This is a genomic window from Shinella curvata, from assembly GCF_022899935.1.
Lineage (GTDB): Bacteria > Pseudomonadota > Alphaproteobacteria > Rhizobiales > Rhizobiaceae > Shinella > Shinella curvata.
Window position 1 is genome coordinate 795,789 of sequence record NZ_JALJCJ010000001.1, and the last position, 18,418, is coordinate 814,206.

An 18,418-nucleotide genomic window follows, 5' to 3' on the forward strand; every position below is an offset into this window, starting at 1 on the left:
TTGCTTCCGTCACATTCATCTGAGACAGCCGGGCAATCCAGAGCCTGTCGGGCGAAACTCGCGACGACGGACACCATCAAAGACACCAGGGCAACGGACCCTTAGGGAGCATTGAGATGCGGCTGAACCTGAAGACGACACTTGCAGCCGGCCTGACGGCCCTTCTTTTCGCAGGCACGGCGCATGCCCAGACAGCAAGCGCCACGGCACCGGCTTGCGGTGGCGATCTCGGCGCATTTCTTCAGGGCGTGAAGGCCGAAGCCCAGGCGCTCGGCGTTTCAGCCGACGTCGCCGAGCGGGCGCTCGCCGGTGCCGCTCTCGACCCGAAGGTCCTGTCGCGCGACCGTGCACAGGGCGTCTTCCGCCAGACCTTCCTTGAATTCTCCAAGCGCACCGTCAGCCAGGCCCGCCTCGATATCGGCCGCAAGAAGCTGAAGGATCTCGCAGACGTCTTCAGCCGCGCCGAGCAGGAATTCGGCGTGCCCGGCCCCGTCATCGCCGCCTTCTGGGCCATGGAAACCGATTTCGGCGCCGTGCAGGGCGATTTCATCACCCGCAACGCCCTCGTAACACTCGCTCACGACTGCCGTCGCCCCGAAATCTTCCGCCCGCAGCTTCTCGCCGCCATCGAGATGGTCGGTCACGGTGATCTCGACCCGAACGGGACGACCGGCGCCTGGGCCGGCGAAATCGGCCAGGTACAGATGCTGCCGCGCGATATCATCGCCTTCGGCGTGGACGGCGACGGCGACGGCCACGTCGATGTCAAGCGGAGTTCGCCGGATGCGATCCTGACGGCCGCGAAGTTCATCCAGAGCCTCGGCTTTACCAAGGGGCAGCCCTGGATCCAGGAAGTCTCCATTCCCGACGCCCTGCCCTTCGAAAAGACCGGCCTGCAGTCCGGCATGAAGGCTGCCGACTGGTTTGCGCTGGGCGTCAGGCCGCGCGACGGCGACACGTCCTTCGGCAATCTCGAGGCCTCGGTGGTTTTGCCGCAGGGCCGCAAGGGTCCCGCCTTCATGACCTACCCGAACTTCAACATCTATCTCGAATGGAACCAGTCCTTCATCTACACGACCTCGGCCGCCTATTTCGCCACCCGGCTTGCCGGCGCCCCGCCCTATGAGCGCGGCACGCCCGAAGAGGGCCTTTCCGAGGACGCCATGAAGCAGTTGCAGACCAGGCTGCAAAGCCTTGGCCACGACGTCGGCAAGATCGACGGCATTCTGGGCTCCGGTACGCGCGCGGCAATCCAGAAGGAACAGCTGCGCCTTGGTCTCCCCGCCGACGGCTGGGCAACGCAGGCCCTGCTTTCCGCGCTCTGACGGAAATCGGGTGGCGGTTCCCCGCCCCGATGCTATGACAGCAGGCAGACTGAGAGCGGCGGCACGGTCGGACCGGGCGGCCGCTTTTCTCATTGCGCATGGACCGGGAGGGGAATGATGGACAATTCGGTGACGGCACCGGCCCGCATGAGCGCGCAAACCTGGGCTCTGCTGGCGCTGCTCGGCATGATCTGGGGTGGCTCGTTTTTCTTCGCCCGTGTCGCCGTCGGCCACGTACCGCCGGCAACGCTCGTGCTGCTGCGTGTCGGCATCGCCGCGCTTGCCCTGCATATCTATGTCGCCGGCCGTTTGGGCATCTATCAAACCCTCCGCGCCCGCTGGCGGGAATTCCTGCTGCTCGGGCTCATCAACAATGCCGTACCGCATATGCTGATCTTTCTCGGGCAGACGCAGATCGGCGCGGGCCTCGCGTCCATCCTCAACGCGACGACACCGATCTTCACGGTGCTCATCGCCAACCAGCTGACGGCGGACGAAAAGCTCTCGTCCGAAAAGATCGCCGGCTGCCTGATCGGTCTCGTCGGCACCGCCGTTCTGATCGGTCCGCGCGCGCTTGCACCATTCACCGGCGCCGCGTCCTCCGGCGATGGCGGTCCCCCGCTCTGGGCCGTCCTCCTGCCCGTTCTCGCGGCTGTCTCCTACGGTTTTGCGGCAACCTACGGCAAGCGCTTCCGCGGCACCGCTCCGCCGGTCATCGCCGCCGGCCAGCTGACGGCCTCCACGCTTCTGATGCTGCCGGTATCGTTTGCGCTCGACACACCGTGGCAGCTCGCCTTGCCGCCGTTGCCGGCCATCCTTGCCGTGCTCGCGCTGGCGCTCGTCTCCACCGCCTACGGCTATATCCTGTTCTTCCGGATCATGGCCGCCGCCGGCGCCACCAACACCTCGCTTGTCACCCTGCTCGTTCCACCAAGCGCGATCATCGCCGGCATGCTCTTCCTCGGCGAAACGCTGACGCCGCTCGGTATTCTCGGCATGGTGCTGGTCCTTTTCGGCCTCGTGGTGCTCGACGGGCGCGCTGTCGCATACCTGCGCAGCCGCTGAAGCAATCCGGCAGCAGACCGGCGTTCTTGATCAAAAGCCGTGAAGATGCTCCAGCGACTCACCCTGCGGGGAACAAAAGATCATGCTGACCGTTTTGTTAATCTGCCGGGATTACGGCGCCGACCTGCACCACTATGGTAAATGAACAATGTCGGCACTCGTCATCCGGTAAGGATTGTGAATTTTTTGCGGCAAGCACATTAACGCAGGAAATTCAATTATTTAGCACTGTTAATAACTGCGAAGCCACGCCCCGATGTTGCAACGCAGCAACAAAACGCCTTTCCAACACGCTTTTTTCGGTCGTAATATCGGCCGGTAAACGCAAGGAGGTCAGCCATGGGACTCACACATTCCTTGAATGTTCTGATGATCAGTGCAGCGTTCCTCTTCGTCGCCACCATGATCTTTATCTAGGCGACACAAGCGCAGTCAGAGAGGCCGGGAACAAGACCAACAAACCCTGCCATACCTATTCAAAAGAAATGCATGGCCCCGGAAACGGCGCCATGCATTTTCATTTTGCGGACATTGTCGGCAGGGCCTGCCCGTTAGGCGGCAGCACCCGTTGTACGCTGGCGATCGTTCCTCGCAAAACCGACGCCGTCGCACACAGCCGAGACCATCGCGGCGCGGTTCATCGTATAAAAGTGGAACTCCGAAATGCCGCGGGCGATAAGATCGTCCACCTGACGCGTCGCAAGCTCGATGGCCGCGGCGGCACGCTCGTGCGGCCGGTCATCGAACGGGCTGAGACGGTCCGCCAGCCAGCCGGGCACACTGGCGCCACAGAGGCCGGCGAATTTCTGGACCTGCGCGAGATTGTGCACCGGCAGGATGCCCGGCACGATCGGGATGGTGATACCGGCCCTGCGCACGCGCTCCAGATACCGTTCGAAATCATCGTTCTCGAAGAAGAACTGGGTCAGCGCGCGTGTCGCGCCCGCATCCACCTTGCGCTTGAGCATATCGACGTCAGCCGCGACGTCAGGGCTCTGCGGGTGCTTTTCCGGGTAAGCCGAAACGGAGATTTCGAAACCGGCGAGGCCGCGAAGGCCCGCCACCAGTTCGGCGGCATTGGCGTATCCGCCGGGATGCGGCTGGTAGGGCGTGCCGACGCCACCCGGCGGATCGCCGCGCAGCGCGACAAAGTGCCTGACGCCGACAGCCTGGAAGTCTGCGACGACGGCATTGACCTCCGCCTTCGTCGCGCCGACGCAGGTAAGATGCGAGGCGGCGGGAAGCCCCATTCCGAGGAGATGGCGAACCGTCGCCAGCGTCGGTTCCTTCGTGGAGCCGCCGGCACCGTAGGTAACCGACATGAAACCCGGATCATAGGCCGAAAGCGCGGCGGCCGTCTCCCAGAGCTGTCCTTCGGCTTCCACGGATTTCGGCGGGAAGAATTCGAAAGACAGGCGGATGTCCTTGCGGGCTGGGATGGCGGTCGCCTTGGTCATGTCAACTCCTCCTGCGGATGGCAATGGGGTCGGCTGCCTGTTCGCGGGTATCGCGGGCAAGCCAGATGGTAACGGTGAGCGCGTCGGAGGCCGAATGCGCCGGTTTGAGGTCGACGACCTCCTCGACGGCAAGACCGGCTTTCTCCAGCCATTCCGACATCGTCTGGTGCGAGAAGCCGAGACGGATATGGGCGTGCTCGTCGCGCAGATGCTCCAGCGCATGGGGGGCAAGGTCGATAATGGCAAGGCGTCCGCCGGGCGCCAGCATGCGCGCCGCCTCCCCGACCGCCGCTTCCGGCTCGTCGAGGAAGTGCAGCACCTGATGGATCGTCACGACGTCGAATTCGTCGCGCTCCAGCGGCAGGTTGAAGATATCGCCATGGCGGATCGACGCCTTGGTGATGCCGGCGCGGTCGAGGTTGGCACGCGCCACCGCCAGCATGTCGCGGCTGGCATCGACACCGACGCCACGACGGTAGAGACCTTCGAAAAGCTGGAGGATACGGCCCGTACCGGTGCCAAGGTCGAGGAAACCGTCGACGGGCTCCGTGCCGATCATCGCGGCGAGCTTCGCCTCGACCTCGGCCTCGCTGACATGCAGGCGCCGCACCGCGTCCCACTCGGCCGCGTTGCGGCTGAAATAGGCCTGCGCCTTGTCGGAACGGATCTTCTTGAGGGCCCGCAGCCGCTCGTCGTCGCGAGCCAGAACCGCGTCGACCGGGTCGGATGAATCGAGAAGCTGGCGCACGAGCGTCACCGCCGGACCAGCCTGACTGAGACGGAAGAAGGCCCAGGCCCCTTCCTGGTAGCGATCGACAAGCGCGGCCTCGGCGAGCAGCTTCAGATGGCGCGAGATGCGCGGCTGGGACTGGCCGAGAATATCGGTCAGGTCCGTCACCGTGAGGTCGCCATGCGACAGCAGCGCGAGCAGGCGAAGGCGCGTCGGCTCGCCCGCCGCCTTCAGGATCTCCACGATGTCATCCAGTCCGAGTTTGTCGCCCATGATCTTCCCAATCAAGACATAAAGATATGTTTATGTGATTAATCCGCATTGTGCAAGGCAAATCCACACCGCCGATCTTTCCATCAACAGGCCCAAAGAAAAACCCCGGCGAGCCGGGGTTTTTCAGAGAAGCCGAATGATCGGCCCGATTTTGCCGATGGCCGCCTGCCGGCAGCCTCGTGATCAGCGCGTCAGGCGCTTGTAAGCCTGGCTGCCGGGATTGAGGGCATCGGGGCCGAGACGACGGACCTTGTCCTCTTCGTAGTCCTCGAAATTGCCTTCGAACCATTCGACATGGCCGTCACCTTCGAAGGCCAGGATGTGGGTGGCCAGACGGTCGAGGAACATGCGGTCGTGGCTGATGATGATCGCGCAACCGGCGAAGTTTTCAAGCGCACTTTCCAGCGCACCGAGCGTTTCCGTGTCGAGGTCGTTGGTCGGTTCGTCGAGCAGCAGAACGTTGCCGCCGGCCTTCAGCATCTTGGCGAGGTGCACGCGGTTGCGCTGGCCACCCGAGAGGTTGCCGACCTTCTGCTGCTGGTCGCCGCCCTTGAAGTTGAAGGCGCCGCAATAGGCGCGCGAGTTCATTTCGAACTTGCCGAGCTTGACGACTTCCGCACCGCCGGAGATTTCCTCCCAGACGGTCTTGTTGCCGTCGAGCGCATCGCGGCTCTGGTCGACATAACCGAGATGCACGGTATCGCCGACGCGGATCGAACCCGCATCCGGCTTTTCCTGGCCGGTGATCATCTTGAACAGCGTCGACTTGCCGGCGCCGTTCGGGCCAATGATGCCGACGATGCCGCCCGGCGGCAGCTTGATCGACAGGTCGTTGATCAGCGAGCGGCCGTCAAAACCCTTCTTGATGCCTTCCAGTTCGATGACCACGTTGCCGAGGCGTTCGGAAACCGGGATGATGATCTGCGCGTCGCCGGGCCGGATGTTCTCCGCCGCATCGACCAGCTGTTCGTAGGCCTTGATGCGGGCCTTGGACTTGGCCTGGCGGGCCTTCGGGCTGGAGGCGATCCATTCCTGTTCGCGCGACAGCGCCTTCTGGCGGCCGGCCTCTTCACGGCTTTCCTGCTGCATGCGCTTGGCCTTGGCCGTCAGGTAGGCCGAGTAGTTGCCTTCGTAGGGGATGCCGCGGCCACGGTCGAGCTCAAGGATCCAGCCCGTGACGTTGTCGAGGAAGTAACGGTCGTGGGTGATCATCATGACGGCGCCCGGATAGTCACGCAGGTGCTTTTCCAGCCAGGCGATGGTTTCGGCGTCGAGATGGTTGGTCGGTTCGTCGAGCAGAAGCAGGTCCGGCTGCGACAAGAGCAGGCGGCAGAGCGCGATACGACGGCGTTCACCACCCGAGAGCAGCGTGACGTCGGCATCCTTCGGCGGGCAGCGCAGGGCTTCCATCGCCATTTCGACCTGCTGCTCCAGGTCCCAGAGGTTCTGGCTGTCGATGATGTCCTGGAGCTTGGCGCCTTCGTCCGCCGTCTCGTCGGAATAGTTCATCATCAGTTCGTTGTAGCGGTCGAGCACGGCCTGCTTGTCGGCCACGCCTTCCATGACGTTTTCGAAAGCTGTCTTGGCCGGATCGAGCTTCGGCTCCTGCTCGAGATAGCCCACGGTCGCGCCTTCGGCGAGCCAGGCTTCACCGGTATATTCCTTGTCCTGACCGGCGATGATGCGCAGCACCGTCGACTTACCCGCACCGTTCGGGCCAAGGATACCGATCTTGGCATCGGGATAGAACGACAGGTTGACGTTCTCGAGGATTTTCTTGGCGCCGTAGGCCTTGTTGAGCCCCGACATATGATAGATGAACTGGCGTGCCATGCGAACGTGCTCCGGATCGGATAAATTTGCCCGCTATGTAGGGTAATTCTCCGCCCGCGGCAATCTGTGAAAGCCGCGGCGCACAGGCGAATGGCCATGCGTGTTCCTCGCAACGTCGTGTCGGCGAGCGCATGAGGCGTTGAAGCAGCAAACCGTCCCGCCGGTGCGCGATCCCCGCCCACGCCATCCATCTGCCGCCAGTCCCGTTTTAGCCCGACTTGGCGGCGCCCGTCGTGCCCTCGGTGCAGCGCGACCGGGTTGGTGAAGAGCCGTCAATCAGCGTCTCGAGCTTTCCTTCGCCTGTCCCAAGACCGATGGTGAGGCCGATGACGATGGGTTGACCATCCGGCCCTTTCCGGCAGGCCAGGCGCACGCGCGTGCCGGCATCGGGCCCGAACGCCGTGTCGAAGGCAGCGCGCACTTCCGTCAGCGTGACCACTGCCCCGGCCTTGCCGGTAAAGAGGGTACGCACCGGCGAAGCGTTCAACTGGTCGAGCAGGTCGAGCGAGCGGCTGTAATAGGCTTCCGCCGAAGCGGCGACGCAACTGCCGCTTCTCAGCCACTGCTGCCGGTCGAGCCCGAACTTCGCGGCGGGCATGGCCGCCAGCAAGCGATCCTTGGTTCCGGAGGCGAGCGCGATATCCGGCAGGTCCGTCCACTTGCCCTTACGGGCCTTCTGTCTGATCGCGGCATCGATGCCGCAATAGCTCTTTCTCGCCTGGAAGCGGCTGAGCAGCGAGAATTGTTTCGCGGCGGTGGACGTCGCCGCAAAATCGGCGCAGCCGCGGCTCTTCGGCCGCGCGGCGCAATAGCCGGGCTGCCAGCTGACGGATAGCACTTCACGCATGACGACCGGTGCAGGCACCGACTGCGCGGCAGCAGGAAGCGGACCGACCAGACAGGCAAAACACAGGAGAACAGAGGAAAGGACGGCTTTGAACGGCAAGGCAGCATTCGTCATCATGACCGGCTCCCGAATGAGAACAAAACAAGATCATATACAACCAAAAATCTCAAAATTGCAACCATGAATCGGAAAAATCACGAAAAACGCGAGGGCATGCAAAAATACACGCCGCATCCCGTTGTCTTTGCACGGCAAATCGCGTTGACCTGTCGGAAATGGGAGGGAGTGCCGTGTTTTCAGAGGCCAGGACGCTGAGCGCTAGCGGGGCGAGTCTGGCGCTGCGATACGAGGCGGCACGCGGCGAGGCGCGCGGTATCCTTCTTCTGAGCCACGGCCTGGCCGAACACAGCGCGCGCTACGCCGCCTTTGCTGCGCGCATGGCGGACGAAGGGCTGCATGTCTATGCGCATGATCATCGCGGCCACGGTTTCACCACCGCACCGGACGCACCGCTGGGCCAGTTTGCGCCGCGCGACGGCATTGCGCGGGTGGTCGCCGATATGCGGACGGTGCGCGATCATGCGGTTTCCCGCCATCCCGGCCTGCCGATCGTGCTGTTCGGCCATTCGATGGGCGGGCTCATGGCGCTGGCCTTCGCCGAGACGCACCCGGCCGATATCGATGCGCTGGCCGTGTGGAATTCCAATCTAGAACCCGGCTTTGCCGGGCGCATCGCGCAGGTGGTTCTCGCCGCCGAGCGCATGCTGAAGGGCTCCGACGTGCCGAGCGGCATCCTGCCCCGCCTCACCTTCGCCGCCTGGGGCAACACGATTTCCGGACATCGCACCGCCTTCGACTGGCTGTCGCATGACACTGCCGAGGTCGATGCCTATATCGCCGACCCGCTGTGCGGCTTCGATATCAATGTCTCCATGTGGATCGACATCTTCGCCGTCACCTTTGCCGATGCCTCGGCAGAGGGCCTTTCACGGCTTCCGAAAAATCTGCCGATCAATCTCGTCGGCGGCGATGAGGATCCCGCCACCGATGGCGGCAAGGCGACGCTGGCCTTTGCCGAGCGACTGAAAAAATCGCGGCTTGAGGACGTCACGACAACGGTCTATCGCGGAATGCGCCACGAAACGCTGAATGAAAGCCCTGGCCTGCGCGATCCCGCCATCGAAGCCTTTGCCGGCTGGTGCCGGCGGGCCATCGCCGAAAAGCGACGGGTTGCGGAACACACATGACCTCATCCACCATCACGCCGCCGCGCCAGGAGATCGGCTTCGGGCTGCTCCTCATGGTGCTCTCGGTGCTCATATCGCCGATCATCGACATCTTCGCCAAGCTCGCTGTGACGGCTGTTCCGGCAACCGAGATCACCTTCGTGCGCCTGCTCTTCCAGATGACGGTCCTTGCACCGATCTGTCTCTACCGTGGCACGCTGTTCGACGTCACCTGGCGAAAAATGGGGCTCCATGCTGCGCGCGGCCTGTTGATGGCAATCACGATGATCAGCTTCGTCACACCGCTTGCCGTGATGGAGGTCGCCGACGCCATCGCCATCTTCTTCGTCGAGCCGATCATCCTGACCATCCTGAGCGCGATATTCCTCAGGGAAACCATTGGCTGGCGGCGCTACACGGCCTGTGGCGTCGGGTTCTTCGGCTCGCTGCTCGTCATCCAGCCCAGCCTGCAGGAAGTGGGACTGATCGCGCTGCTGCCCGTGGTCGCCGCCTTTTCGCTCGCTCTCTTCTTCCTTCTGACCCGGCTCGTCGCGCAGAAGGAGGATCCGTGGTCCATGCAGTTCTATGCCGGTTTCTGGGGTGCGGTTATTGCCGGCCTGCTGCTTCTCGTCGGCAGCAGCGTGGGCATCTCCTTCCTGACGCCCGTCGTGCCGGATATGCAGCACACGCTCTACATTGCGGGCGCGGCCGTCGCGGCCACCATTGCCGGCGTGCTCGGCGTCTATGCCTACCGCTCGGCGCCTGCGTCCACGCTGGCACCGCTGCAATATCTCGAGATCGTTTCGGCGACGATCCTCGGCTGGTGGGTGTTCGGCGACCTGCCGGATGCGCTGAAATGGCTGGGGATCGCCATCATCATCGCGTCGGGCCTCTATGTCATCTGGCGCGAACGCCAACTCAACAAATCCGTGGCGACACCACCCGTCTCGGCTCCCATCTGAGAAAGGCCAAAGGCGACCGCTTGGGCAGGCATGATGTCAGTCTGAGGCGTCATGATCTTCTCCAGGCCTCCGGCTTTCGTGCCTTCCGGCTTTTTGTTATCCAAGGGAAAACGGGCGAAAAGCCCGCCGGCCGGTCGCTCTGCGCCGGTCACCTAGGAGGAGTACACGATGGAGAAATCGAACCTGCCGCTATCAGGCATCAGGGTCATAGAGCTGGCGCGCGTTCTGGCCGGCCCCTGGGCGGGCCAGATGCTGGCCGATCTCGGTGCCGATGTCATCAAGATCGAGAACCCCGATGGTGGCGACGATACCCGTGCCTGGGGGCCGCCCTTCGTCATGGGCAAGGACGGCGAGAACCTGTCCGCCGCCTACTATCACTCCACCAACCGCGGCAAGCGCTCGATCAGCGTCGACCTGAAGACGGAGGAAGGCCGGGAAACTGTTCACCGTCTCATCGCGACGGCCGACATCGTCATCGAGAACTTCAAGGTCGGCGGCCTTACCAAATACGGCCTCGACTACCAGAGCCTCGCGAAGAAGCATCCCAAGCTGATCTATTGCTCGATCACCGGCTTCGGCCAGGATGGCCCCTATGCCGCCCGCGCCGGCTACGATTACATCGTGCAGGGCATGTCCGGCTTCATGTCGGTGACCGGCGCGCCGGATGGCGAGCCGATGAAGGCGGGCGTCGCCATCGCCGATATCTTCACCGGCATCTATGCCGTCACCGCCATCCAGGCCGCGCTCATCCATGTCATGAAGACCGGCGAAGGCCAGCATGTCGATATGGCGCTGCTCGATGTGCAGTCCGCCGTCATGGCAAACCAGAACATGAATTTCCTCGCCTCCGGCAAGGCGCCGACGCGGCTCGGCAATGCGCATCCGAACATCTCGCCCTACGAGGTCGTGCCGGCCTCCGACGGCCACATCATCCTCGCCGTCGGCAATGACGGGCAGTTCCGCAAGCTGTGCGGCATCCTGAAGCTCGCAGGCGTGCCCGAAGACGAGCGCTTCGCCACCAACCGTGCCCGCGTCGCCAATCGGGTCGAGGTGCGCCGTCTCGTCACGGAAGCCACAGCCACGCTCAGCAAGGCAGATCTGCTCGATGCCTGCGAACGCGAAGGTGTGCCGGCCGGGCCGATCAACTCGATTGCCGAAACCTTTGACGACCCGCAGGTCAAGGCACGCGGCATGCGCGTCGACCTGCCGGATGCCGACGGCAATCTCATTCCCGGCGTGCGCACCCCGATCGTTTTCTCCGGCACGCCGCTCGTCTACGATCGCCCCAGCCCGCGGCTCGGCGAACATACCGATGCCGTGATGGCAGAACTCGAAACGCTCGAAGCAGGAAAGAAAAGCGCATGAAGACCGGTGGCCAGCTGATCGTCGACGCCCTCGTTGCCAATGGCGTCAAGCGCGTCGCCTGCGTGCCGGGCGAAAGCTACCTCGCGGTGCTCGATGCACTGCATGACACGGATGTGGACGTGCTCGTCTGCCGCCAGGAAGGTGGTGCTGCGATGATGGCCGATTGCTGGGGACGCCTGACCGGCGAGCCCGGCATCTGCATGGTGACGCGTGGCCCAGGCGCCACCAATGCCTCGGCGGGCCTGCATATCGCACGGCAGGATTCCATTCCGATGATCCTGTTCATCGGCCAGGTGCAGCGTGATGCGCGCGAGCGCGAGGCCTTCCAGGAAGTGGAATACCGCCGCGCCTTCACCGAAGTCGCCAAGTGGGTGGCCGAGATCGATGACGCCCGCCGCATTCCGGAATTCGTGACCCGGGCCTTCGCCGTCGCCACCTCGGGTCGCCCCGGCCCGGTCGTGCTGGCGCTGCCGGAGGACATGCTGACGGACGAAGTCGAGACGGTCGAGCCGCAGGCTTACATGCCGGTCGAGGCCCATCCCGGCCGCAAGCAGATCGCCGAACTGACAAACCTGCTCGAAACCGCCGAGCGCCCGCTCGTCATCCTCGGCGGCACACGCTGGTCGCAGGAGAGCGTCACGGCCTTCACGGACTTTGCCGTGCGCTGGTCACTGCCGGTCTCCTGTTCGTTCCGCCGGCAGATGCTGTTCGATCACCAGCATCCCAACTATGCCGGCGATAGCGGCATCGGCATCAACCCGGCGCTGGGCAAGGAAATCCGTGAAGCGGATCTCGTCTTGCTGCTCGGCGGCCGCTATTCCGAAATGCCGTCCTCCACCTATAGCCTGCTGCAGAGCCCCTACCCGGCGCAGAAGCTGGTGCATGTCTATCCCGACCCGTCCGAGCTCGGCCGCGTCTATCGCCCGGACCTCGCCATCTGCGCAGCCCCTGAGGATTTCATCGCGGCACTGGACGGCGTCTCGCCGAAGAGCACGCCGCGCTGGGCAGCACGTACCGCCGCCATGCACGAATCCTTCCTGAAGTGGTCAACGCCGCCGATGGCCGGCCCCGGCGACGTGCAGATGGGTCCGATTATGGCCTGGCTCGAGGAGAATGTCGCCGACGACACGATCTTCGCCAATGGCGCAGGCAACTATGCGACGTGGGTGCACCGCTTCCACCGCTTCCGCCGTTTCGCCACGCAGGCGGCGCCGACATCGGGTTCGATGGGCTACGGTCTGCCGGCCGCCGTTGCCGCCAAGCAGCTCTTTCCGGAGCGCGAGGTCATCTGCTTTGCCGGTGACGGCTGCTTCATGATGCACGGCCAGGAATTTGCGACCGCCGTGCGCTACAATCTGCCGATCATCACCGTCGTCGTGAACAACGGAATCTACGGCACGATCCGCATGCATCAGGAGCGGGAATATCCCGGCCGCGTCAGCGCCACGGATCTCACCAATCCCGATTTCGCGGCACTCGCCATCGCCTATGGCGGTCACGGCGAGACGGTGGAAAAGACGGAAGATTTTGCGGCAGCCTTCCTGCGCGCCCGCGCCAGCGGCAAGCCGGCGATCATCGAGGTGAAACTCGACCCCGAAGCGATCACGCCGACGCGCACGCTTTCGGATATCCGCAGCGGGAAGTAATTATCGAGGGGCGGTGAAAACCGCCCCTTTCCCTATCAGCCGCGAAGGTGCTGGGCCTGCTCGTAGGTCTTGGTCGAGCGCATGCCGGAGCGGCAATAGCCGAGCATCGGGCGCGGCAGGTCGTCGAGCGCGTCCATCATGCCGTTGACGGCTTCCACGGTCACGCCCATCGGGCCGACGGGCACATGGGCGGTCCCGATGCCGAGCTCCTCGGCGCGGGCAGCGATGGCGGAAAATTCCGGCTGGCCCGCTTCCTCATGGTCCGGGCGGTGGCAGACGATGGACTTGAAGCCCAGGGCGGCGATCGCATCGAGGTCCTCGACGGTGATCTGGCCGGAGACGGAATATTCGTCGTTGATCTCACGGATATCCATGGACAAGTCCTTTCGCGATTGGTGCGCTCCCGTTTAAGCCCGCACCGAACAAGCGTCAATCATGCGAAATCTGGCGGACCTCGAAGGAGAGGCCGTAGTCGACGCTCTCACCCTGCGAAAACGCCTCTGCCTCACCCGAAGCGATCAGCTCTTCGCGGGAAACAAGCCGGTGGGACACCGGCTCGATGCCGAGCACGGCACAGCCCGGCGACTGGTTCCGCCAGACCTGGAGATAGGGCAAGGTATCGGTGCGGAAGCGGATCACCATGCTGCGGCCACCGAGCGAAGCGATCGGCCCTATTGCGATCTCCGCCCAGCCATGTTCGGCCGTCTCGGCCGCCGGCACGCATAAGATCGCCATGTCGCCCTCGTCGAAGCGCCACGGCAGGCTGCCGCCGGGCAGCATCGCGCCGGTCAGCCGCGTGGCCTCGTCGAAAAGGCCGGTGCCGAAATTGATGTGGTACATGGCAAAAGGCGGCCACGCCTTCTCACCGCTGTTGAAGACGGTATCGTCAAGCGTAATGTGACCGGTGCGCCGGTCGGCACGCCAGCGGCGGACCAGCTCCGCCGTGCCGCCATGGGCGAGCGAAACGGCGACACGCCCTTCGCAGATGACTTCGCCCTCGTCCTCCTCGATCAGAATATCCTTCGCCGGATGCGAGGAGAGCGAACCGTGCAGCGGATAACGCTGGCCATCGGTGGCACCCTCGATCGGCACCGGGTGGCGGATGTGGTCCGGCCCGCAGGTGAACAAGAAGCCCGGCAGTGCCTTGTCGATGCGGGGATCGCCATCCGAGGGGATGGCCGATCCCGGCGCAAGGTCGATGCCGTGGAAGAGCGCGCTGCCGATGTCCAGCGCCGAGTGCGGTGTCAGTTCGAGACGGAAGGACTGGTCTGGCGTTTCGGCGGTCAGGGCGAAGGTCATCCGGGTCTCCGGCAAAGGGCTATAGACCGGGGCATGCTAGTGGGAACGTTTAACCGACGCCACCGTTAGCCCCCTGTCGGCACACAATTTTTCGCCGGCGCGGAAAGTCCGATCACAAGTTTTTGCAGACTGCGTTGACGTTACGTTCACCATCGATTCAGTTTTTCCATATTAAGGTCTGAATTGAAGTGTTCCGTCCGCGCGATATGTGCAAGCTGGCAGGTCAAAAGTCGTGAATTCAATTTTGAAAACAAGCATTTCGCTCCTTATGGCAGCTTCCGTCACGGGAATCGCCCTGGCGCCTGCGCACGCACAACAGCCATCCCGCGAAACGATTCTCGTTTCTCCGGAAGGCGATATTCTCGATTACATCCCCAATGATGGCAGCGTTCGCTGGGCGAGGGATAATCGCGGCAACACGGTGCTCGTCGATAACTGGGGCAATGTCGTCGCCACCGCCATGCCGGCCGGCCGCTATTTCGCGCGCAACAACGATTATCGTCGTGACCGCTATCGCGACGTCTCCGGCTATCCGGAAACCGATCCGGATTATTTTCCGCCGGCGCCCTCCTCCGACTTCGGCGATGACCTGACCACCAGCTCCGTGCCGGAAATGCGCGAGGCGCTGCCGGGCGACATCGAGCGCCAGACGCTGCCCGATGCGGACTTCGGCAATTCGCAGCAGATGCCCGATTTCAACGATGGCAACGACGACAGCGCCGCCCTGCCGGAGACGACGGACCCGAATGCCGAATTCGTGCCCGGCCCGAAATTCCAGCCGGCGACGGCGCTCGGTAAGATGTCGTCCGCCGAGATCACCGCCCTCCAGGTGTTTCTTGATCGCGAAGGTTTTTCGCCCGGCGTGATCGACGGCAAGAAGGGCTCGAACGTCACCAAGGCGATCGAGGCCTGGCAGAACGCGACGGGCGACACGCTCGATCCGAACAATGCCGACGACATTCTGGAACGCCTGCGCCTGTCCGGCGGCATGGCCTTCACGACCTATGAGATCACCGCCGCGGATGCCGCCGGTCCCTATGTCGCGTCGATCCCGGACGATTACGCGCAGAAGGCCGCACTACCGCACCTCTCCTACACCTCGACCACCGAGATGCTGGCGGAAAAATTCCACATGGACGAGGCCTATCTCAAGGAAATCAATCCGGGCGTCGACTTCACGATCCCCGGCACGATCGTCAAGGTCATCGACACCGGCACGCCCAAGACCGGCAAGGTCGCAAAAATCCTCGCCGACAAGGGCCGCAAGCAGGTGCTCGCCTATGACGAAAACGGCACGCTGATCGCCGCCTATCCGGCCAGCATCGGCTCGGCCGATACGCCCTCGCCGTCCGGACTGGTCACGGTCGAGCGCATCGCGCTGAACCCCGGCTATACCTATAACCCGAAGATCAACTTCCAGCAGGGCAGCAACAACAAGGTGCTGACCCTGCAGCCGGGGCCGAACGGCCCCGTCGGCACCGTCTGGATCGCGCTTTCCAAGCCGACCTACGGCATTCACGGCACGCCGGAACCGTCGAAGATCGGCAAGACCCAGAGCCATGGCTGTATCCGCCTGACCAACTGGGACGCCACCGAACTTGCCAAGATGACGAGCGCCGGCGTGACGGTCGAATTCGTTGACTGAGACGCGACATAAGCCAGAGATGAAGCCGGTCCATTGGGCCGGCTTTTTCGTTTCCGGCTCCCTATCGGCGAACCTCGAAAACAAAAGGCCGGGCAGAACTGCCCGGCCTTTAGCTTGGTTTTACAAAGACGGCTTATGCCGCGCGGCTGTATCCGGAACCCTTTGCCGGTTGGGCGGTGCCGCCGGTGCGGAAGGCGCTGAGCTGGGCGGCGATGGAGGCTGCCTCCTGCGTCAAAGCCTGGCTCGCCGCATTGGCCTCTTCGACCATGGCGGCGTTCTGCTGGGTGATCTGGTCCATAGCGTTGACGGCCTGGTTGACGGCCTGGAGGCCCGTCGCCTGCTCCGCCGTGCTGGAGCGGATGGTATCGAAGACGCTGCTGACTTCCACCACCTGCGACACGATGAGCCGCAGTGAGTCCGCGACCTCGTTGACCGAGCGCACGCCATCCTCGACCTGGCCATGCGACTTGGCGATCAGGTTCTGGATGTCCTTGGCCGCATCGGCGCAGCGCTGAGCAAGCGCGCGAACTTCAGAGGCGACGACGGCAAAGCCGCGCCCTGCCTCGCCGGCCCGCGCAGCCTCGATGCCGGCATTCAGGGCCAGAAGGTTGGTCTGGAAGGCGATCTCGTCGATCACCTCGATGATATTGGCGATGGCCGAGGACGAGGCCTGGATCTCGCCCATGGCGGTGATCGCCTGCTCCACCACCTCGCCGCTGCGCTCGGCATTACCGCGCGCCGCCTGGACCAGGGCGTTCGCCTCGTTGGCGCTCTGCGCCGTCTGGCGCACGGTGGTCGTCACTTCCTCGACAGCCGCCGCAGTCTCTTCCAGGTTCGCTGCCTGCCGCTCGGTGCGCTTGGCAAGATCGTCGGAGGCCGCGGCAATTTCCTGCGCGCTGAGATGGATGGAACCGGCGCCGACGCCGATATTGCCGATCGCCTGCGACAGCGTGGAGATCGCGTGGTTGAAGTCCTCGCGCAGGGTCTCATAGGCCTCGGGCAACGCGCCGGTGATGCGCGCCGTCAGGTCGCCGTCCGAAATGCGCTTCAGTGCGGCGCCGAAACTGTCGCTGACGAGCTTGCGCTCCTCGGCCAGCACCTGCGCCTGTACCGCCTGCTGCTTGGTGACGTCGGATGTGTCCATATAGACGGAGATCGACAGGTCCATGTCGAGGAACATGGCCTTGAGGAGGCTCGAGAAGCGTGCCGCGAACTCCTCCGGCTCGATCTCGCGGCGCGAGAACAGGCCACCCTTCGGCCAGAGCGACTTCACGGCTTCCGTCAGGAGATGTTCGACGATCAGCGCGTAGCCGCCGATATACCAGCGCGGCTCCAGGCCGATGCGGGCATGCACATGACCGATCGTCTGCACCTTGGCGGCATAATCATGCGTGAAATCACCAGCGGCGATATTGGCCCAATGGCCGAGCTGCGCATTCTTGGCGCGGTCGATATGCGCATCGTTGGAGAAGAGGTGATTGACCTCCGGGCTCTTGCGCACGATGGCGTAGAACTTGTCGAGCGCCGGGCCAAGCTCCTTCTCGATGAAGGGTTTCAGGCTGCGCAGGCGCTTCAGCGCGGCCTCGTCGAGACCGAGATAGTCCAGGCGGCGGGCGATATCGTGGTTCTGGTTGGGGGTCCCGGAGGCTGGCTTCATGCTGAAAATCCTGGCGGCAAGAGGAGAAAGCGGAGATTTTCCGGCAGAATGGCGGTGCTCAGGGCATCGTCACGCCCGCGACCCCTCATGGGTCCTCGGGAACAAGCTTTCCGATGCTACATCCCTAGGGGAGGCATGGTAAATTGTTCATTACCAGCTTTGCTTTTATTCAAGAAAACGGCTGCGCCATTGGTCGCAGCCGTTTCTGACAGTCATCAATTCCAACCGCTTATGCCGCGCGCTGTATCGTGCGGAAAAAGCCCCGCTCGGCGGCGACGCGCTTGCGCGACGGCATCAGGCGCAGCACCTCTTCGGCGAACAGGCGGGCGTTTTCACGCGCCTTGTCGAGATTGCTCACCTTGGCCGGATCCATCGAATAGAGCGTGCCGCCACAGTCGAAGATATCGCGGAAGGCGGTGCGCTCGCCGATCGGCGTATCGAGCACGGGAACACCACGGGAAGACAGCAGTGACTTGATCGCCGTCATCGCGCGGGTCGTCACCATGGCGTTCATGCGGGTCAGCACGACGGAATGGTTGATGCGAATGCCGGCGCGCTCGTCGAGCTGCTTCAGAAGCTCGAGAATCTGTGCCCCGCCACGCGCATCCATCGCGCAGCCCTGCACCGGGATCATCACATGGTCCGACAGGCCGATGGCCGTCGCGACGAGTGCATCGCGGGCGCCGGCGAGATCGATGATGAAATAGTCCGTCGTGTCACGGTTCTCGCAAATGTGACACTGGAGGGAGGCCATGGAGACTTCCGAAATGACGGCGATGTTGCGCTGGCGGCCGGAAATCTCGTGCCAGTGGCTGATCCAGCGCTGCGGATCCGCGTCGAGAATGGTGATGCGGTGCCCCTGGCTTGCAAGCTCGGTGGCCAGGATGAGCGCCGCGGTTGTCTTGCCCGCGCCGCCCTTGGCATTGGCAAATGTAATGACTGGCATGTCTTTCCTCATAAAATGCTTTCGAGCCTGCTCATCGCTCTCGTCAGACGACCCGGTGGAGATGGCGCCCGCTTAATCAAATCTTTCAAAAGATGGTTAATGAAATGGAAATTTACGTATCGCGAAGATTAATGAGATGGCA

Annotated in this window: 15 protein-coding genes; 7 read left to right on the forward strand and 8 right to left on the reverse strand. The window is 63.4% G+C overall.

All coding sequences use genetic code 11. The features are described 5' to 3' along the window. Positions 1-116 precede the first annotated feature (116 nt). Together MUU55_RS03835 and MUU55_RS03840 are read left to right on the forward strand one after the other, a co-directional pair. The gene (locus tag MUU55_RS03835; RefSeq protein ID WP_244759425.1) at positions 117-1,325 is read left to right on the forward strand and encodes a lytic murein transglycosylase; all 1,209 of its coding nucleotides are present in this window, start codon (positions 117-119) and stop codon (positions 1,323-1,325) included. 114 nt (positions 1,326-1,439) lie between these two features. Beyond that, a complete protein-coding gene (locus MUU55_RS03840) occupies positions 1,440-2,390 on the forward strand; it encodes a DMT family transporter (protein WP_244759426.1) in 951 nt (316 codons plus the stop codon). Between the two features lie 551 nt (positions 2,391-2,941). On the opposite strand, the gene metF is transcribed toward MUU55_RS03840, so the two are convergent. From metF to MUU55_RS03860, 4 genes are all read right to left on the reverse strand, one after another. Further along, a complete protein-coding gene (metF, locus tag MUU55_RS03845) occupies positions 2,942-3,847 on the reverse strand; it encodes a methylenetetrahydrofolate reductase [NAD(P)H] (RefSeq protein ID WP_244759427.1) in 906 nt (301 codons plus the stop codon). A gap of 1 nt (position 3,848) precedes the next feature. Then, positions 3,849-4,850, reverse strand: coding sequence for an ArsR/SmtB family transcription factor (locus MUU55_RS03850; protein ID WP_244759428.1), 1,002 nt, complete (start codon positions 4,848-4,850; stop codon positions 3,849-3,851). Positions 4,851-5,033: 183 nt separating this feature from the next. Further along, positions 5,034-6,683 (reverse strand): energy-dependent translational throttle protein EttA, encoded by a 1,650-nt coding sequence (gene ettA, locus MUU55_RS03855; protein WP_244759429.1) that lies wholly within the window; start codon positions 6,681-6,683, stop codon positions 5,034-5,036. Between the two features lie 208 nt (positions 6,684-6,891). Then, the gene (locus MUU55_RS03860) at positions 6,892-7,647 is read right to left on the reverse strand and encodes a ribonuclease T2 family protein (protein ID WP_244759430.1); all 756 of its coding nucleotides are present in this window, start codon (positions 7,645-7,647) and stop codon (positions 6,892-6,894) included. Between the two features lie 173 nt (positions 7,648-7,820). On the opposite strand from MUU55_RS03860, the gene MUU55_RS03865 reads away from it, so the two are divergent. From MUU55_RS03865 to MUU55_RS03880, 4 genes are all read left to right on the forward strand, one after another. Then, positions 7,821-8,777, forward strand: a complete 957-nt coding sequence (locus tag MUU55_RS03865; RefSeq protein ID WP_244759431.1) for an alpha/beta fold hydrolase — start codon at positions 7,821-7,823, stop codon at positions 8,775-8,777. After that, positions 8,774-9,718, forward strand: a complete 945-nt coding sequence (locus tag MUU55_RS03870) for a DMT family transporter (protein ID WP_244759432.1) — start codon at positions 8,774-8,776, stop codon at positions 9,716-9,718. Before MUU55_RS03865 ends, MUU55_RS03870 begins: the two co-directional genes overlap by 4 nt. Before the next feature lie 168 nt (positions 9,719-9,886). After that, positions 9,887-11,083 (forward strand): succinate--glutarate CoA-transferase, encoded by a 1,197-nt coding sequence (caiB, locus tag MUU55_RS03875; RefSeq protein ID WP_244759433.1) that lies wholly within the window; start codon positions 9,887-9,889, stop codon positions 11,081-11,083. After that, complete coding sequence (locus MUU55_RS03880; RefSeq protein WP_244759434.1) at positions 11,080-12,729, forward strand: thiamine pyrophosphate-binding protein; 1,650 nt, start codon at positions 11,080-11,082, stop codon at positions 12,727-12,729. The genes caiB and MUU55_RS03880 overlap by 4 nt, the downstream gene beginning before the upstream one ends. Before the next feature lie 35 nt (positions 12,730-12,764). Here the strand turns inward: MUU55_RS03880 and MUU55_RS03885 are convergent, their stop codons facing one another. Next, positions 12,765-13,103, reverse strand: coding sequence for a protein tyrosine phosphatase family protein (locus MUU55_RS03885; RefSeq protein WP_244759435.1), 339 nt, complete (start codon positions 13,101-13,103; stop codon positions 12,765-12,767). Positions 13,104-13,158: 55 nt separating this feature from the next. Beyond that, complete coding sequence (locus MUU55_RS03890; protein WP_244759436.1) at positions 13,159-14,028, reverse strand: DUF4432 family protein; 870 nt, start codon at positions 14,026-14,028, stop codon at positions 13,159-13,161. 268 nt (positions 14,029-14,296) lie between these two features. Between MUU55_RS03890 and MUU55_RS03895 the strand changes: the two genes are divergently transcribed. Then, positions 14,297-15,673 carry a L,D-transpeptidase family protein gene (locus MUU55_RS03895; protein WP_244759437.1) on the forward strand — a complete coding sequence of 459 codons (1,377 nt, stop codon included), beginning with the start codon at positions 14,297-14,299 and terminating at the stop codon, positions 15,671-15,673. 133 nt (positions 15,674-15,806) lie between these two features. Here MUU55_RS03895 and MUU55_RS03900 read toward each other — a convergent pair whose 3' ends face one another. Together MUU55_RS03900 and MUU55_RS03905 are read right to left on the reverse strand one after the other, a co-directional pair. Beyond that, positions 15,807-17,330: a globin-coupled sensor protein gene (locus MUU55_RS03900; RefSeq protein ID WP_244759438.1), complete on the reverse strand. Its 1,524-nt coding sequence runs from the start codon at positions 17,328-17,330 to the stop codon at positions 15,807-15,809. 229 nt (positions 17,331-17,559) lie between these two features. Then, entirely contained in the window at positions 17,560-18,276 is a 717-nt protein-coding gene (locus MUU55_RS03905; RefSeq protein ID WP_244759439.1) for a ParA family protein, read from the reverse strand. Positions 18,277-18,418 lie beyond the last annotated feature (142 nt).

Bases quoted from the DNA above. Each gene is read 5' to 3' on its own strand.
- MUU55_RS03835 (WP_244759425.1), top strand. From the start codon at position 117: ATGCGGCTGAACCTGAAGACGACACTTGCAGCCGGCCTGACGGCCCTT.
- MUU55_RS03840 (WP_244759426.1), top strand. From the start codon at position 1,440: ATGATGGACAATTCGGTGACGGCACCGGCCCGCATGAGCGCGCAAACC.
- metF (WP_244759427.1), bottom strand. From the start codon at position 3,847: ATGACCAAGGCGACCGCCATCCCAGCCCGCAAGGACATCCGCCTGTCT.
- MUU55_RS03850 (WP_244759428.1), bottom strand. From the start codon at position 4,850: ATGGGCGACAAACTCGGACTGGATGACATCGTGGAGATCCTGAAGGCG.
- ettA (WP_244759429.1), bottom strand. From the start codon at position 6,683: ATGGCACGCCAGTTCATCTATCATATGTCGGGGCTCAACAAGGCCTAC.
- MUU55_RS03860 (WP_244759430.1), bottom strand. From the start codon at position 7,647: ATGATGACGAATGCTGCCTTGCCGTTCAAAGCCGTCCTTTCCTCTGTT.
- MUU55_RS03870 (WP_244759432.1), top strand. From the start codon at position 8,774: ATGACCTCATCCACCATCACGCCGCCGCGCCAGGAGATCGGCTTCGGG.
- caiB (WP_244759433.1), top strand. From the start codon at position 9,887: ATGGAGAAATCGAACCTGCCGCTATCAGGCATCAGGGTCATAGAGCTG.
- MUU55_RS03880 (WP_244759434.1), top strand. From the start codon at position 11,080: ATGAAGACCGGTGGCCAGCTGATCGTCGACGCCCTCGTTGCCAATGGC.
- MUU55_RS03885 (WP_244759435.1), bottom strand. From the start codon at position 13,103: ATGGATATCCGTGAGATCAACGACGAATATTCCGTCTCCGGCCAGATC.
- MUU55_RS03890 (WP_244759436.1), bottom strand. From the start codon at position 14,028: ATGACCTTCGCCCTGACCGCCGAAACGCCAGACCAGTCCTTCCGTCTC.
- MUU55_RS03895 (WP_244759437.1), top strand. From the start codon at position 14,297: ATGGCAGCTTCCGTCACGGGAATCGCCCTGGCGCCTGCGCACGCACAA.
- MUU55_RS03900 (WP_244759438.1), bottom strand. From the start codon at position 17,330: ATGAAGCCAGCCTCCGGGACCCCCAACCAGAACCACGATATCGCCCGC.
- MUU55_RS03905 (WP_244759439.1), bottom strand. From the start codon at position 18,276: ATGCCAGTCATTACATTTGCCAATGCCAAGGGCGGCGCGGGCAAGACA.